The sequence below is a fragment of the Marinovum sedimenti genome (assembly GCF_054052205.1).
The window spans coordinates 52,373-67,691 of the sequence record NZ_JBSWBT010000003.1; the positions used below are offsets into that span (position 1 = coordinate 52,373).

17 protein-coding genes are annotated in these 15,319 nt (G+C 62.6%); 8 read left to right on the forward strand and 9 right to left on the reverse strand.

Going from position 1 to position 15,319, the window contains the following annotated elements:
- The first annotated feature begins 23 nt into the window (after nt 1-23).
- A complete protein-coding gene (locus ACW9UO_RS18715) occupies nt 24-821 on the forward strand; it encodes a hypothetical protein (protein ID WP_457089007.1) in 798 nt (265 codons plus the stop codon).
- Nucleotides 822-836: 15 nt separating this feature from the next.
- Here the strand turns inward: ACW9UO_RS18715 and ACW9UO_RS18720 are convergent, their stop codons facing one another.
- Together ACW9UO_RS18720 and ACW9UO_RS18725 are read right to left on the reverse strand one after the other, a co-directional pair.
- The gene (locus tag ACW9UO_RS18720) at nt 837-1,475 is read right to left on the reverse strand and encodes a glutathione S-transferase family protein (RefSeq protein WP_457089008.1); all 639 of its coding nucleotides are present in this window, start codon (nt 1,473-1,475) and stop codon (nt 837-839) included.
- A gap of 87 nt (nt 1,476-1,562) precedes the next feature.
- A complete protein-coding gene (locus ACW9UO_RS18725) occupies nt 1,563-2,168 on the reverse strand; it encodes a TetR/AcrR family transcriptional regulator (protein ID WP_457089009.1) in 606 nt (201 codons plus the stop codon).
- Nucleotides 2,169-2,336: 168 nt separating this feature from the next.
- Between ACW9UO_RS18725 and ACW9UO_RS18730 the strand changes: the two genes are divergently transcribed.
- Entirely contained in the window at nt 2,337-2,975 is a 639-nt protein-coding gene (locus tag ACW9UO_RS18730) for a glutathione S-transferase family protein (RefSeq protein ID WP_457089010.1), read from the forward strand.
- Here the strand turns inward: ACW9UO_RS18730 and ACW9UO_RS18735 are convergent.
- The 3 genes from ACW9UO_RS18735 to ACW9UO_RS18745 form a co-directional block, all read right to left on the reverse strand.
- Nucleotides 2,945-3,748: an alpha/beta fold hydrolase gene (locus ACW9UO_RS18735; RefSeq protein WP_457089011.1), complete on the reverse strand. Its 804-nt coding sequence runs from the start codon at nt 3,746-3,748 to the stop codon at nt 2,945-2,947. The two genes, ACW9UO_RS18730 and ACW9UO_RS18735, sit on opposite strands and share 31 nt — an antisense overlap.
- The gene (locus tag ACW9UO_RS18740; protein ID WP_457089012.1) at nt 3,745-4,605 is read right to left on the reverse strand and encodes a hypothetical protein; all 861 of its coding nucleotides are present in this window, start codon (nt 4,603-4,605) and stop codon (nt 3,745-3,747) included. Before ACW9UO_RS18740 ends, ACW9UO_RS18735 begins: the two co-directional genes overlap by 4 nt.
- Nucleotides 4,606-4,737: 132 nt before the next feature.
- Entirely contained in the window at nt 4,738-5,817 is a 1,080-nt protein-coding gene (locus tag ACW9UO_RS18745) for a C4-dicarboxylate TRAP transporter substrate-binding protein (protein WP_457089013.1), read from the reverse strand.
- Between the two features lie 240 nt (nt 5,818-6,057).
- Between ACW9UO_RS18745 and ACW9UO_RS18750 the strand changes: the two genes are divergently transcribed.
- Both ACW9UO_RS18750 and ACW9UO_RS18755 read left to right on the forward strand, forming a co-directional pair.
- The gene (locus ACW9UO_RS18750; protein ID WP_457089014.1) at nt 6,058-6,537 is read left to right on the forward strand and encodes a TRAP transporter small permease; all 480 of its coding nucleotides are present in this window, start codon (nt 6,058-6,060) and stop codon (nt 6,535-6,537) included.
- A complete protein-coding gene (locus ACW9UO_RS18755; protein WP_457089015.1) occupies nt 6,534-7,850 on the forward strand; it encodes a TRAP transporter large permease in 1,317 nt (438 codons plus the stop codon). Before ACW9UO_RS18750 ends, ACW9UO_RS18755 begins: the two co-directional genes overlap by 4 nt.
- 32 nt (nt 7,851-7,882) lie before the next feature.
- Here the strand turns inward: ACW9UO_RS18755 and ACW9UO_RS18760 are convergent, their stop codons facing one another.
- Entirely contained in the window at nt 7,883-8,806 is a 924-nt protein-coding gene (locus ACW9UO_RS18760) for a LysR family transcriptional regulator (RefSeq protein WP_457088894.1), read from the reverse strand.
- A gap of 102 nt (nt 8,807-8,908) precedes the next feature.
- Between ACW9UO_RS18760 and ACW9UO_RS18765 the strand changes: the two genes are divergently transcribed.
- Nucleotides 8,909-9,718, forward strand: a complete 810-nt coding sequence (locus ACW9UO_RS18765; protein WP_457088895.1) for a beta-keto acid cleavage family enzyme — start codon at nt 8,909-8,911, stop codon at nt 9,716-9,718.
- A gap of 92 nt (nt 9,719-9,810) precedes the next feature.
- Here the strand turns inward: ACW9UO_RS18765 and ACW9UO_RS18770 are convergent, their stop codons facing one another.
- The 3 genes from ACW9UO_RS18770 to ACW9UO_RS18780 form a co-directional block, all read right to left on the reverse strand.
- Nucleotides 9,811-10,767, reverse strand: coding sequence for a p-hydroxyphenylacetate 3-hydroxylase reductase component (locus tag ACW9UO_RS18770; protein WP_457088896.1), 957 nt, complete (start codon nt 10,765-10,767; stop codon nt 9,811-9,813).
- Between the two features lie 57 nt (nt 10,768-10,824).
- Nucleotides 10,825-11,940 (reverse strand): LLM class flavin-dependent oxidoreductase, encoded by a 1,116-nt coding sequence (locus ACW9UO_RS18775; protein WP_457088897.1) that lies wholly within the window; start codon nt 11,938-11,940, stop codon nt 10,825-10,827.
- 98 nt (nt 11,941-12,038) lie between these two features.
- Nucleotides 12,039-12,782 (reverse strand): AraC family transcriptional regulator, encoded by a 744-nt coding sequence (locus ACW9UO_RS18780; protein ID WP_457088898.1) that lies wholly within the window; start codon nt 12,780-12,782, stop codon nt 12,039-12,041.
- Between the two features lie 87 nt (nt 12,783-12,869).
- Here ACW9UO_RS18780 and ACW9UO_RS18785 point away from each other — a divergent pair, with 87 nt between their 5' ends.
- From ACW9UO_RS18785 to ACW9UO_RS18795, 3 genes are all read left to right on the forward strand, one after another.
- Nucleotides 12,870-13,406: a peroxiredoxin-like family protein gene (locus ACW9UO_RS18785; protein WP_457088899.1), complete on the forward strand. Its 537-nt coding sequence runs from the start codon at nt 12,870-12,872 to the stop codon at nt 13,404-13,406.
- Nucleotides 13,407-13,620: 214 nt separating this feature from the next.
- Nucleotides 13,621-14,307: a 5-oxoprolinase subunit B family protein gene (locus ACW9UO_RS18790; protein ID WP_457089017.1), complete on the forward strand. Its 687-nt coding sequence runs from the start codon at nt 13,621-13,623 to the stop codon at nt 14,305-14,307.
- An 8-nt stretch (nt 14,308-14,315) separates the two neighbouring features.
- Nucleotides 14,316-15,314 carry a 5-oxoprolinase subunit C family protein gene (locus tag ACW9UO_RS18795; RefSeq protein WP_457088900.1) on the forward strand — a complete coding sequence of 333 codons (999 nt, stop codon included), beginning with the start codon at nt 14,316-14,318 and terminating at the stop codon, nt 15,312-15,314.
- The last annotated feature ends 5 nt before the right edge of the window (nt 15,315-15,319 follow it).

A 15,319-nucleotide genomic window follows, 5' to 3' on the forward strand; every position in this document is an offset into this window, starting at 1 on the left:
CATTTGCACAGGAGGTTTGGACGATGGCGGACAGCAGCGAGGGTGTAAAGACACCGATTCCGGTTTACCTCTATGCGCTTGGCGTCGCGCTTGGGATAGCGGCGTTGATCTATGCCGTGGGCGTCGAAAGCAGTGCCGTGACCTTCAAAACCGAGAGCGACGGCGGGTTGCCGGATGCCTTTTGGGCGGCGCTGACCGGGGTGGCGGCGATGGCGCTTTTGGTCGAACGCGCGGTCGAGGTGATCCTGAATGCCAGCGGGCAAAACGGCGATGCGTTGTTTGACCCGAGCAGCGGCGTCTTGGTCGAACCGGCGAGCGTGCGGCCACAGGCGGCGCGGCTGGCCGTTGTGTTGGGGGTGATTGTTGCGGCGTCGGGGGTGCTTATTCTCGATACCTTGGTGTCGGTGAAGGTGTGCACCGGGGCGGCTGGGGCGGCGACGTCGAGCGACTGTGTGTCGACACGCGCCTGGTATCTGTTCCGGTTTTCCGATGTGGCTTTGACGGCGGGGGTGATTGCGGGCGGCGCCAACGGGCTGCACCCGTTTGTGAAAGCGCTGACGTCTTTGGGGTCGTCGATGGGCAATCGCGCGCAGGGCATGCAGCCCACCGTCAACGCGCCGCGGGTGCGCAATCCGCAGCGGCATTCGGAGCTGGAAAAGGCCGGGGCTGCTTTGCCTGCCGCGCCTGTGGCGGTTGCCACTGTGCCAGTTACCCCTGTGGCCGTCGCGCCGGTGGCGACGGCGGCTGTGCAACCTGCCGCCGCGCCTGCGAGCGCGCCCGCTGCGCCCCCGGCAGACCCCGGCAAGGATGCCGGGGCGTAGCGTGGGGCAGGGGGGTTAGCCTTCGGGAATGTCCTGTACGAACTTGGGCACATGATAGCCGCGCTGGACGGCGGGGCGTTCTTTGATCCGCTGATACCAGGCGCGCACGTTGGGGAAATCGGCGAGATCAACCTGATGGAAATCGTGCCGTGACGCCCAAGGCCACATCGCCATATCGGCCACGGTATATTCGCCCTTGCCGGTGCCAACGACATAGTCGCGCCCTTCGAGCCGGGTGTTCAGCACCTTGTACAGCCGCAGCGCCTCTTTGTGGAAACGCTCCTCGGAATAGGGCGATTTGCCGGGGTTGTATTTAAGGAAATGGTGCGCCTGACCGAGCATCGGGCCAAAGCCGCCCATCTGCCACATCACCCATTCGACCATGTGCCAATAGTCCTCGCCCTTGACCTGAAACCGGTCATATTTCTGCGCAAGGTACAGCAGGATCGCCCCGCTTTCCATCAGCCGCAGACCGGTGTCGTGATCGACAATCGCGGGGATGCGGTTGTTGGGGGCGATCTCGAGGAAATCGGGGGCGAATTGTTCGTCCTTGGTGATGTCGATGGATTTGACGGTGTAGGGCACGCCAAGTTCTTCGAGCAGGATAGAGACCTTGCGACCGTTGGGCGTGGTCCAGGAATACAGATCGATCATCGGAGGTCCTTTTGGTTGGGTCAGGAGGACAGGGTGAATTCAGGCGCCACGGGGGGCATTAGTATCGGGTGATCGGCGGTCGCTCGGTCACGTCGCGGCCTCGGTCAGTAGCATATACATGTCGAGCGCTTGGCCAATGACGGTGGCGCGGGCGGCGTCATTGGCGCCGTCGTTTTCCGCGCCATTCACCTGCTGGCGCAATCCGTAATTCAGCAGCCCGCCGTGCAAAAGCCACGGCGCGTCCAGCTCGGCGGGGGTGACGTGAAACGCCTCGTTGCGGCCCAGCTCGATCCGGCGTTCGCGCACCAGCGGCTTGAGGATCTGCTCCTGCACCACGTCTTTGTACCATTCATACACCTGCGCATCGCGCAGCGAGGCAAAGTGCCAAAGCCGCATCCACACCGGTTCGAAAATCGCCTCGGTATAGGCACCATAGAACCGCCCGAACCGGTCGCGGACCGACTGGCTGCGGTCTTGCAGGATGTCATCCCAGGCCGGATCCCAGCTTTCGAGGAACACGTGGGCATAGACCGCTTCGATCAGGCTCTCTTTGTTGGGAAAGTAGCGATAGAGCAGCGGCTGGGTGATGCCCGCCCCGCGCGCCACATCACGCGTGCTGCCATCGAACCCGCTTTCGGCAAACAGCTCGACCGCGGCCGAGACAATCTCGTCCTTGCGGGCATCCGGAGACATCCGCCGCCGAGTGGGCGCGGGGGGGTCGGATGGATGGGTTTGCTTGTGTGTGGCCACCTTTGCTCCGCCGGTTACACATGTCCTTGGCTCCCAACAGAAAGCATTCTGCACTTGCAGTCCAGCGATTTATCGTATGATAAATAAGAAAACAGTCAGGAGAGTTTCGTTATGCGCCTTTGGGGACGGAAAACATCGGTGAACGTGCAAAAGGTGCTTTGGGCGCTCGAGGAGCTGGACCTGAGGTATGAGCGGCTTGATGCGGGCGGGGCCTTTGGCGGCACGGATACGCCAGAGTATCTGGCGATGAACCCGACGCGCAAGGTGCCGACGTTGCAAGACGGCGATCTGGTGCTGTTCGAATCCAACGCGGTGGTGCGCTATCTGGCGCAAGCCTATGGCGGCGGTGCCTTGGCCGGGGCGGACCCGGTGGCGATGGGGCGGGCGGATATGTGGATGGAGTGGTTTCAGAACAACCCGTATCCGCATTTTATCGCGCTGTTCTATGAGCTTGTGCGCCTGCCATTGGCGGACCGTGACCCGGCCAAGCGCGACCATGCGATTGCGCAATTGTCCGAGCATTTCGCGTATTTGAACGCGCGGTTGTCGGATCAGGCGTTTGTGGCTGGCGACAGGTTGTCGATGGGGGATATTCCGGTGGGGGCGGCGCTGTATCGCTATTACACGATGGAATTCGACCGCCCCGATCTGCCCGCGCTGGCCGAATATTACGACCGGCTTGGGCAGAGGGAGGCGTATCGCAGCACTGTTATGACCTCTTATGCCAGCTTGCGGCCAACCGAGCCTTGATCGGCCACGAGGTCGAGGAAATCCAAGATCGCCACGGCGAAATCGTCGGGGCGGTCGACATTGCCAACGTGTTTGGCGCCGGGCACCACGGCGAAGTCTGAGCCCGGCGTGGCCTCGGCCATCGCGCGCATGGTGTCGGGGGTGGCGCCGCCGTCATCGGCCCCGGCGACAAACAGCACCGGCACTGTCATCTCGCCCAAGTGGCGCAGGTAATCGAGGCCCATCAACGCGTGGGCGCAGCCGCGATAGCCCTCTTTTGTGGTTTGCAGGAAGCCCTCGCGCAGGGCGGTTTCACGTTCGGGATGATCGCGGCGGGTGTCTTCGGAGAGCCAGAAGCCGACGGTGCCGTTCCACACCGCTTCGATGCCGCCGTCGTCCATCTTGGCGAGCCGGTCATGCCAGCTTTGCACAAACGGCGCGGGGGCATCGGCGCGACCGGCGCAGCAGACCACGCGCTCGACCCGATCCGGCGCGGCGAGGCCCAGGCCCAGCGCCGTCATGCCGCCAAGCGACAGGCCCATGACGGTGGCTTTTTCGATGCCGTGGCTGTCGAGCACGGCGAGGGCGTCACCGACGATGTCGTCAAAGCTGTAGGGCGACGGCGGCGTTGGGCTTTGGCCGTGGCCGCGGGTGTCGCAGCGAATGACCCGGTAGCAGGTTTCCAGCAGCGGCAGTTGCGCGTCCCACATCGCGCTTGTCGCGCCAAGGCTGTTGAGCAAGAGCAGGGCCGGGGCGTTTTCGGGGCCGGAAATGGTGGAATGAAGCTGGGTCATGCGTGTTCAAGCTTTCTGGTTTTGCGGTGTGAGGGAGCGTGTTGGGTGTGCAGGACGGCGCCTGCGAACAGGGTCATCGAGCGGCAGGCCATCGCGGCGTCGGGCCAAGCGTGATCGACAAAGGTGAGGGTGCCAAAGGTGGCGGAGGCCTCGGCCAATTCGGCCAGTTGCGCCATGACTTTGGCGGCGGTGCCGTAGAGCACGCAGGCGTCGATGCGGGCATCAATCGCGGCGTCATCGGCACCGGGCGCGAGGGATTTGCGATAATAGGCGCGGCAGGGGCTGTTGGCGTCTTTGGCGGCGGCTTCGGCGCGGGCGGCATCCTCGTTGACGATCACGGTGCGGGCGACGCGCCAATCCTGACGGCGGGCACAGCGGGCGGCGTGGGTGCAGCCGGTGACATGCGCGGCCCAGTGGCGGGCGAGGGTGTCGGTATCAAGCCAGCTGACCGACAGCGGTGCGCGGCCCCGAAACGATTGCGCCTGCACGTCGCTGACGCTCTCTACCGGGGCGGCCAGCGGCCCGGGCGCGTGGGCGCTGTGGGGGCGGGCGACGCCATCCACCGCGATAAGCTGCGGCAGGGTCTGCACCGAAAGATCGGGGAGAATGCGAAGGAGGGGCTGGTGTTCGAGACCGGAAGTGGGGCCAGTCTGGGGCCCCGTCTGGATGCCTACCGCGCTGCTGGGCTGGGCGGTTTCGGCCAGCTCTGGCGCGGCGGCGTAGAATTCGGAAAATCCAAGGGCGCGGGCAAGGGCGGCGCGGTTTTCCGCATGCGTGGCCGTCTTGGTGTGGGCCTGCATTCGGGCCTGCGACCAGTCGGTTCGGACGGGCGGGATGTAAAGATATCCGAGTTTCATGGCGGCCTCCTCCACAAGGCGGAGGCGGGTGGCACCTCCTGCCCTTAGAGGCTACGGGCAAGAGGGCCTACAGTTGAAATTATATATGCGGGCGGCATCTATCAGAAAAGTTGATAGGTGCCGCCCCGCGTTTCAGTTCAGGTCGTATTCCACCGGCCAGACGTGGCCCGCGGCCTTGGACGCGTCGATAAAGTCCTGCATGACCTTGGTTCCGGGCATGCCGCGCCCATCGGCATCCTTGGCGCTTTTGCGCGGGAAATCCGCGAGGCTTTGCGCCCATTCGGCGCGAACAGAGTCGGGCAGTTCGGCAATCACCGCGCCATTGTCGCGCAGTGCCGCAAGCCCGGCAGCCTGGCTGTTGTCCATCGCTTCGCCGTTGCGCTGTTCCCATTCCATGCCGACCTCGGTGATGATGGTGCGCAGATCCTCGGGCAGGCTGGCCATTTTGGCCTGATTGACGGTCATCACAACCACCGGCATCGCGCCAAACCCGATCAGCGTATAATACGGGGCCGGTTCGTAGTACTTGAAGCCGTTGTAGCCGGCGGGCGTCATCAGCCAGCCGTCATAGACGCCGGTTTTCAGCGACATATAGCCCTCGGGGAGGGTTGATTGCACCGGCACCGCGCCGGCGTATTCCAGCCAAGGCAGGTTGGGACCGGCGCCGCCGATCTTGATGCCTTTGAGGTCGGCAACCGATGTCCACTCTTCCTTGGTGCCGAGGTGGTAATTGTCCCAGGCACCAAGGCCGAGCAATTGCTGTTTGAACTCGGTTTCAAAGACTTCGGAGAGCCAGGGATTTTTGTCATAGACCACGCGCACGGCGGTGATGGCATCCGAGGAGGCCTGTGGGCCGAAGGGCTCGAAATACGGGAAGTTGTGCAGGTAGAGGTTGGACGGTTCAAAGCAGACGCAGTAGCCGCCGAAATCGAGCAACCCGTTCTGGACCGCTTCGAGCGTTTCAGAGACACCGGCGATGCCGCCGCCGTATGATTCGATGAAGTTGACCTTGTGGTCGGTTTCCTCGGCGGCGCGGCGTTTCACTTCGGTGACAAAGAAATCCGACATGGTGGTGACATAGGGCGCCGGGCCTTTGGGGTGGCCTGACCCGATGCGGAATGTAAAGCGGTCCGCCTGTGCGGTGGATGCAACAAGCGCGAGGCCAAGTGCGGCGGTGGCGGCGTAGGTGAGTGGTTTGGATAGTGATTTCAAGGTGGTTTCCTCCCGGTAAAAGACTTTGCCGTGATTTCGCGGCCGGGTCACGCCCCATTCGCGCGCTCGACAGATTCGCGGCGGTGTCTCCAGTCATACATTAAATTATCAGTCGATAAATAAAAATCTTGTGCAAATGTCGCACCCCGCCTAGTTTGGGCCAAACCATCAGGACTGGGAGGCACGATGAAACTTCAACAGACAATTGCCCGATGGGCACATGTGTTGTCGGCGGGGTGGGTGTTCTTGCTTGCCTTGCTGATCATCGCGGATGTGGTGGGGCGTACCGTGTTCCTGCATCCCATCGCGGGCACCAAGGAAATCCTGCAAAACTCGGTGATTGCGGTGACCTTCCTGCAACTGCCGCTGGCGGTGTATTCCGGTTCGATGCTGCGCACGACGCTGTTGTTAGACAACCTCAGCCCCGGCTGGGCGCAGGCGCTGCGGGTGTTTGCCTGGCTGTTGGGCGCGGGGCTGTTTGCCGCGATTGCCTATGCCTCGATCCCGTCGGCACTGACCGCCGTGCGTTTGGGCGAATATGAGGGGGAGGGCGCGATGCGGATTTACACCTGGCCGGTGCGGTTCCTGTTGGTGGGCACCTGCGGCTTTGCGGCCATCGCCTATATCTCGGTGCTGATCGAAGAGTTGCGCGGCACAGGCAACGGCAATGACGCGGTCTTTGCCCCCGTGAAACCCCAGACCGGAGCGGACCTGACATGACCATTACAATCTTTGGCATTCTTGGCCTGCTGATGCTGTTCATCTTTATGGGCGTGCATCTGGCCGTCGCACTTGGCACCGTCAGTTTTGTCGGCGTGTACTGGATGATGGGCAGCTTCGACATCGGGTTGTCGATCCTGAGCACCACCGCCTATGAGGCGCTGCGCAAGGACGTGTTCATCATCATTCCGCTGTTCGTTCTGATGGGCGATTTCGTCAGCCGATCCGGCTCGGCCAATGATCTGTATGCACTGTGCAACCGGGCGTTTCGGCGGTTGCCGGGGTGTTTGGGTGTGGCGACGGTGGCGGGCAATGCGATCTTTGCCGCGATCACCGGCGTGTCGATTGCCGCAGCGGCCACCTTTTCGCGGATTGCATACCCTGAGATGGTCAAGCTCGGCTATTCCAAGCAGTTTTCGCTTGGCACCGTGGCGGGCAGTGCCTGTTTGGGGATGCTGATCCCGCCGTCGATCCTGATGATCGTCTGGGCGGTGTTGACCGAGCAATCCATCGGCGCGCTGTTCATTGCCGGGCTGCTGCCGGGGCTGATCCTTGCGGTCGGGTTCTGCGGCTATTGCGTGGTCTATGCGATCCGCAATCCGGGCTGTGCGCCGATGATGCCTGCGACCTCGCCTGCGGACGAAGACCCCGAGGCGCTGCGCCGTCAGATGATGGGCGGGCTGGCGATCCTTGGGCTGATCGGGGTTGTTATTGGCGGCATCTGGGGCGGGTTTCTGACCCCGACCGAGGCCGCTGGCTTTGGCACGATGGGGGCGTTCCTGCTTGGGCTGGCCAAGGGGATGAAGCGGCAAGACGTGCTCGAGGCGATCTATAGCGCCGGGCGGACGACTGCGCCGATCATGATCCTGCTGATCGCCGCGTCGATGTATTCGCGGTTCCTTGCGATGGGCGGGGCGACGCAGGTGATCACAGACCTGTTGTTCTCGGTCAGCGAAGAGCCGGCGATTGTGCTCGGGATCATCTTTACCGTCTGGATCCTGCTCGGCATGTTCATCGACTCGACCTCGATCATTCTGCTGACGGTGCCGATCTTCGCGCCGGTTGCCACCACGCTGGGGGTTGATCCGCTGGCCTTTGCGATCTTTGGCATTCTGGTGATCGAGGCCGGGCTGTTGACGCCACCGTTCGGCATTCTGGTCTTTACCGTCAAGGCGGCGGTGCCCGACCCGGATGTGAAACTGGGCGACATCTTTCGCGGCGCGATCCCGTTCTGGATCTTGATCCTGATCGTCGCGGTGATGGTGCTGGTCTGGCCCGAGTTGGCCACCTGGATGCCCAACACCTTTATGTAACGACCACCACTCACGATGACCTGTGCCGCCCGTTAGCCGACGCTGACGGGCGGTATTTCCAATGCAGAGTTCAGCTCTTCTTGCAGGATGTTGGCAAAGGCCTGCGCCGCCGCGCTAAGCGGGCGTTTGCGGGTGCGGATCATCATATAGGTCACGGTTAACGGCGGATCGGCAATCGGCACCACCTTGCGGCGTTTGCCATCCAGATCGGGCAGGCAGAGGATGCCGGGCAGCACCGAAACCCAATCGGAATTGGCCACAAGATCCAGCGTGCCATGCATGGTATCAAGCTCAAGCCGGTCTGTGATTTCGATATTGTTGACCGATAGATAGGTCTCGATCCGGTGGCGGCGCGCGTTGCTAAAGCCGGGCATCACCAGCTTGAGCGGCGGCAGGCGGCTGAGTTTCACGCCGTCCTTTTGCACCGGATACTCACGGCCCCGCGCGGACACCAGACATTCCCGGTCCTCGCCCATCGTTTTGGCCACCAGTGCTTCGTTCAGCTCGAATGAGGCGGGCACCGCTGCGAAATCAAGCCGCCCTTCGGCGACTTCCTGCGCCAAAGCGCCAGAATACGCCTCGGAAATCGACAGGCGGATTTCGGGGTATTCCGTCACCATGCGCAACAAAACCGAGGTCAGCACCGAGCGGGTGAAAGTGGGCATCAGGCCGACATGGATGTGCCCGACAACGGCCTTGGACAGGGTTTGCAACCGGTCCTCGGCATGGGTCGCGGCGGCAAGCACCTTGACCGCCTCAAGGTAAAACGCGCGGCCTGCTTCGGTCGGGGTGACACCTGAGGAAGAGCGCGTAAACAGCGTCACGTCATAGCGTTTTTCGATCTGGCTGACGTGCATCGACAGGCCGGATTGGGTGGCGTTGACCTTGTCCGCCGCCGCCGAAAACGATCCCTGTTCATAGACCGCCGCGAAATATCGCAACTGTTGCAGCTTCATGTGGCTATCCGATTTTCTTCTAGGACATATCCGATCTTATCTTTGGATGTGAAGGCCCGGCCTCCGGTATTTTCCGCCCAGAGACAATTTCAGGAGAGACCGATGACCGCTTCCCCCCCTCGTGGCACCCCGTTGCCGCGCCTTATGGTGGCCCCCAATGGCGCGCGGCGCGGCAAGGCCGATCACCCGGAACTGCCAATCACCGACGCCGAAATGATTGCCACTGCGCGCGCCTGCCAGCAGGCGGGCGCCGATGGCATCCACCTGCATATCCGCGATGCGGCGGGGCGGCATTTGCTTGACGCTGGGCGTTATCGCGCGCTGTTGGCCGCATTGGAGGAGGCGGTGCCGGGGATGTATCTTCAGGTGACGTCCGAAGCGGCAGGGGCCTACGAGGCCGAGGAACAGCGCGAGATGGTGCGCGCGCTGCGACCGGCGCATATCTCGATCGGGCTTCGCGAAATGGTGCGTTCGCCGGATGATTGGCCGGTCGCGCGCGACTTTTATCGCTGGGCGGCGGAGAGCGGTGTGGGCGTACAACACATCCTGTATTCGCCGCATGAGGTGCAGGCGTTTGTCAGCGCTTGGGACAGCGGGCTGATCCCCGAGGTGCCGCAGATGCTGTTGTTTGTGCAGGGAAGTTACGCCAATGGTGCCCAGGACAGCGTGCCGCTTGAGGACTATCTGGCCCCGCTGGCCGACAGCGGGCGGGCGTTCGACTGGATGGCCTGCGCCTTTGGCCCCGAGGAAACCGCGAGCCTTGTGCGGGCAGCCGAACTGGGCGGCAAGGCGCGGGTCGGGTTCGAAAATTCGCTTTGGCATTCCGACGGCACTTTGGCGCGCGACAATGCCGAGCGTGTGCAGGTGGTTGACCAGGCGCTGCGGGGTCTGGAACGGCCCGATGTGGCCTAATTCAAAACGTATCAACCCGGCCCGCGACATGCGTGGGCCGGGTGATTTTCCGGTGGGGAGCGGGCGGAGGGCCCGTTTGAGGAGCCGGAAATCTATTGCGCGATAAGCGTTTTCAGGACCTTGTTGAAGGTGTCGACCTCTGCATCCGAGAAGCCCTCAAATGTCTCTTCGGCGTGGGTGTCGGCGACATACCAGCAGTGATCGGCCTTGGTTTGGCCTGCGTCGGTCAGGGCATAGGCTTTGCCGTCGGCCACCACCAAATCGCGGTCCGAGAGGTTGGCAAGCGCGGCGCGCGCCTCGGTGATCGGGGCATGCAGATGCGTGACCAGCTCTTCGGGGATCATCGGTGAGAGGTCTTTGAGAACCAAGAGAATGCGGGCCTCGATCACGCTAAGACCCAGCGTTTCAAGCTTGGGCTGATAGCGCGCCTGATAGGCCCGCACGGCCCGCAGCATCAGAAAGAAGGCGTGGTTTTCCATACGGTTGCGGCCATCGTCGGGCGCGCTCTTGGCGGATTTGGGGAAGGTCTGCGGGTGGTTGAACACCATCGCATAAGACCCCTGATGAAAGCACAGCGGCGCATGGCCGAAATCGTCAAACGCCACAACGCGGCCAACGAAAATCCAGTGATCGCCGCCGTCGAGCTTGGCATAGGTTTCACATTGAAACCGCCCGGCGCATCCCGGAAAGATCGGCGCGCCGCCGATGCCTTCCTCATAGTCGATACCGGCGAATTTGTCGTCCTGTTGGCGGGCAAAATGGTTCGACATCTCCATCTGATCCGCCGCGAGAATGTTCACTGCAAAGTGGCTGGCGTTTTCAAACGCGGCACAGCTGCGCGCGGTTTTCATCGCGCTCCACAAGATCAACGGCGGGTCCATCGACAGCGAATTAAAGCTCGAGGCGGTGACGCCGACATGGGTGCCATCGGGGGCGCGGGCAGTGATGATCGTGACCCCGGTGGCAAAGTTACCAAGCGCGCGGCGAAAGGCTTTGGGATCAATCGCAGCGTCGGTCTCGGGCTGTGGTTTGGTCATCAATTGGGTCATGTCGGGTCTCCCTTGGGGGTCGGGCGGGCGGGGAGCGCCGCGCCCGGTCTGTGCAGCTTAGGCGGCCGCAGCGGTGGCGGTGGGTTCCGCCTTGGTGGCTTCGGTCAGGATCGGCATGACCTTTTCCGCCATCAAAATCATACCCTTACGGCCAAGGTCATAGTCGGTCCAATCGTGACCGGCATAGACCAGATGCTTGAACGGGCCGGTGGTTTCGCGCATCTCAAGGATCTGATCGGCCACCGAACTCGGGTCGCCGTGAATCACCAGACGGTCGAGCACATAGTCGAGCGTGACCTCGTCATCGGGCATGTTCTGATCCTCTTTGAACAGGTTCAGCCGCTTGCCTTTGCGCATTTTGGTGAGCAATTGCGAATAATACAGCACATAGGGCGAGCCGGGATCGCGGGCATAAGCGCGGGCGGTTTCCATGTCGTCGGCGACGCAGATATTCTTGGCCACGCGCCAATCGGCATAGTCGGGGGTGATGCCGGCCTTCTGGCAGCCCTCGACGTATTTCGGCCAATGGGTCGCCGCCCATTTCGGCAAAAGGAAGTTGCCGGAAATCGGCTGCCAGCCACGTTCGGCCATCGCGCTCACGCCCTTGGAAAACGGCGCAACGGCGGTGCCAACGATGGGGGGGTGCGGGTCCTGATAGGGTTTCATGATGTCGCCCTGGCCGATATCGCGCATCATTGTGCGTTCGGTCGACACCTCCCAGAACTCGCCTTTGAGGTTATACGGCGCCTGACCTTTCCAGATGTCGAGCACCATATTGATGCTCTCAAGGAACATCGCATTGCGGTCTTTGTCGAGCGAGCCAAAGCATTCCGCATCCGACATCAGACCGCCGGGAGAGATGCCGAAATTGAGCCGCCCTTCGAGCATATGGTCGAGCATCGCAACCTCTGCCGCGATGCGGGCGGGGTGCGAATTGGGCATGTTCACGGTGCCGGTGCCAAGGCGTATGGTCTTGGTTTCATAAGCAAGACTGGCCAGAAAGGCGACGCAAGAGGTGATGATCTCGGCCTGATCGGTGGTGTGTTCGCCGCAATAAGCCTCGGCATATCCGAGCTTGTCGGCAAGGATAAACGCCTCGCGGTCTTCGGCCAGACTCTTGGCATAGGGTTTGCCCAGCGGGTGGATCGGCATCGTAAAGAACGACAGTTTCATCAGACATCTCCTTGGCTTCGCCTTGCAGTGTGGCGCAGCGGAGCCAGCGGAAAAACTGAAACTTTCTGATGTTTACTATCGGGTTTTCTGATAGGTGATCAGGCGGCGGGTTTGGGCCGCAGCGCGATGGGCCGTTCGCCGAATTGCTTGCGAAAGGCGCGGGTAAAACCCTCGGGCGAGCCATAGCCATAGCGCCGGGCAATCGCATCGACGCGGTGGCCTTTTTCCACGTCTTGTCGGGCGAGGGTGAGCCGCCAGCGGCGCAGATAGGCGGCGGGCGGTTCGCCAACGGCGCTCAGGAACATCTCGGCAAAGCGGCTGCGCGACAGACCGGCGATTTCGGCCAGATCTTCGTTGCGCCAGTCGCGTCCGGGGCGATCATGAATCGCCACGATGGCCCGGCTCAGGCGCGGTTCGGACAGGCCGGCAAGCACGCCGGGGCGGGTCGATCCGGCCTCGATCTGGCCGCGCAGGATGCGGACCACCAGCACCTCGCCCAAGCGATTGACCACCGACGCGGCGCCGCAGCGTTGGGCGTCGATCTCGGATTTCATCAGCTGCGCCAGCGCCATGGTTTCGGCGTCGCGGGTCATGTCGACCTCGATTTCCGGCGGCAAGGCCAAGACCAGCGGGTTGGATATGCCACCCCAATCGACGGCCGCGGCCACCAAAACGCTGTCGGGGGCGAGGTCAAATCCAGTGCTGCGGGGCCGGAAAATCGCCTGTGCCGGGGTGCCGTCGGCGGCGGATGTCACCACCAAAGTCGCCTCGTTCAACGGCGCGGGATGCACCTGTAGCGTAAAGCGCGAGATCAGGGTGGTGAGCCGGTCGGGACGCGACATTTCGGATTTCCGGTCAGGTTTCTGGGAGTCTTGTGACAGTAGCATCTGAAATACACCAGTCTAACGCAATCCAACAAGAGAGAATTCATGCTGATCCCCCGCAAAAAGACCCCCGATCTTGCCCTGCCCACCCTCGACCACGGCGATTTTGACCTGTCCTCCGAAGTGTCCGAACGCGGCACAGTGATTTGCTTTTATCGCGGCCTGCATTGCCCGATCTGCGCCAACTACCTTGGCGAGTTGCAAAAGCGTGTCGCGGATTTTGCCGAGCGCGGCGTCAACACCATCGCGGTGAGCTCGGATGGCCAAGAGCGCACCCGCGAGATGGCGACCAAGATCGGCGCCGACACGCTGCGGTTTGGTTACGATCTCTCGCTTGAGAAGGCCCGCGAATGGGGGCTGTATATCTCGACGTCGCGCGGCAAAACCTCGATCGGCATCGAAGAACCGGCGCTGTTTTCCGAGCCCGGCCTGTTTCTGGTGACGCCGGAGCAGACGCTGTATTACGGCTCGACCCAGACCATGCCGTTTGTGCGGCCGCACTTTGCGGAACTGGTCAAGGCGGTCGATTTCGCGATTGAGAAAGACTACCCGGCGCGCGGCGAATACACCGGCGCGGTCTAAATTTCGGGCCCCTTCGATTGTGCGCTCTGCATGGTCGAGGGGGCCTTTTCGGCCAAACGTGCCGGCGCGTTGGTGGTTTACGGTCTTGCCATTTCGCCTGTAAAGCGCATCCTACCGGTTCCCGATTTCGACCCCATTTGACGGAGCAGATGTGCGCGCGACCAAACCCCAGACCCCACCCTTTCCCGTGGTCCGCCCCGCCGGTTTCAACGGCATGTTGGTGAGCTTTGCCAATGGGTTAAGCGAACCTGCCAATCGCGCAGCGCTTGCCTTTCGCGAAGAGGTGAATGCGGCGGGGTGGGACGGGATCGAGGAAACGTCGTCGTCTTTGGTGTCGGCTTTCGTGCGGTTTGATCCGCTGTATCTTGATCATGAAACGGCCAAGGCGCGGCTGGAAACTCTGCTGCACAGTCGCGATTGGTACGCTGCTGATCTGCCTGTGGGGCGGCGGTTTTGGCGCATTCCCACGGTGTTTGGCACCGATCTCGCGCCGCAATTGGCACAGGCGGCCGAGGCGGCGGGGATGACGGAGGCCGAGGCGATTACGTCGCTGTCACAGGCGCGGGTGCGGGTGCAGACCATCGGTTTTGCCCCCGGTCAGCCCTATCTCGGCGAGTTGCCCGAGGCTTGGGATATTCCGCGCCAGAGCCAGTTAACCGAGCGGGTGCCGGTGGGCGCGCTGGTGGTGGCGATCCGGCAGTTGGTGCTGTTTTCTGTCACCACGCCAACGGGTTGGCAGCATGTCGGCCAGACCGCGATCCGGCTGTTTCAGCCCGAGGCAGAGGAGCCTTTTCTGCTGCGTCCCGGCGACGAGGTGCAGTTTGTGCCGACCGATGCTGAGGCACTCGAGGCGATGCGCGCCGATCCGCGTGGCGGGGCCAACAGCGAGGCCCTGCAATGAGAGCGTTGATGATCCATCGTGCCGGGCCGGGGCTGACGCTGCAGGATTTGGGCCGCAGCGGCTATCTTGATGTCGGGCTGTCGCGCGGCGGGGCGGCGGACCGTTTGGCGCTGGCCGAAGGGGCGGCGCTGTTGCAACAACCTGTTGGAACGGCTTTGGAAATGGCCGGGATGGGCGGCGAATTTGAGGTGGGTGACGACACGCGCATCGCCCTGACTGGGGCGCCGATGAGGGCCGATCTCGACGGAACGGCGCTGTCGTGGAACGCCTCGTATCTGATGCCGGCGGGCGCGCGGCTGACCATTGGGCCGGTCACGCGCGGCTGTTACGGCTATCTGCATGTGGGTGGCGGCTTTGCCACGCCGGCCAAACTTGGGGCGCAATCAGCGCATCTTTCGGCAGGTGTCGGCGGGCTGCTGGCGGGTGGCGCGCGTCTTGAGATTGGCACCGACAGCGGAACGGAAACGGGGTTTTTCCTGACGCCGGAGGATCGATTTAGCGGCGGCCCAATTCGCATCGTCGCCAGCTTTCAAACCCATCTGTTTGCCGTCTCCGAGCTGGCGCGGCTGGAACAGATCGCCTTTCGCCGCGATGCGCGGGCCAATCGGATGGGGGTGAAGCTTGTGCCTGAGGGCGGCGGTCTAAACGTGGAGGGCGGGCGCAATGTGCTGTCCGAGGTGATCGTGCCCGGCGACATCCAGATCACTGGCGACGGCACGCCGTTTGTGCTGATGGCGGAGAGCCAGACCACCGGCGGCTATCCCCGGATCGGCACGGTTCTGCCCTGTGATTTGCCGCGTGTGGCGCAGGCGCCGGCGGGGGCGGAGCTGCGGTTTCGCTTTGTCGATCTGCCCGAGGCGGTGGATTTGGAGCGCGCTGATCTTAAGATGCGCGGCGCGCTGGGGCGTGGCTTGTGCCCCTTGGTGCGCGATCCGCACCGCATCACCGATTTGTTGTCCTATCAGTTGATCAGCGGCGCTATCGCTGGCACTGAAGACGAAGCCTAAGGAGA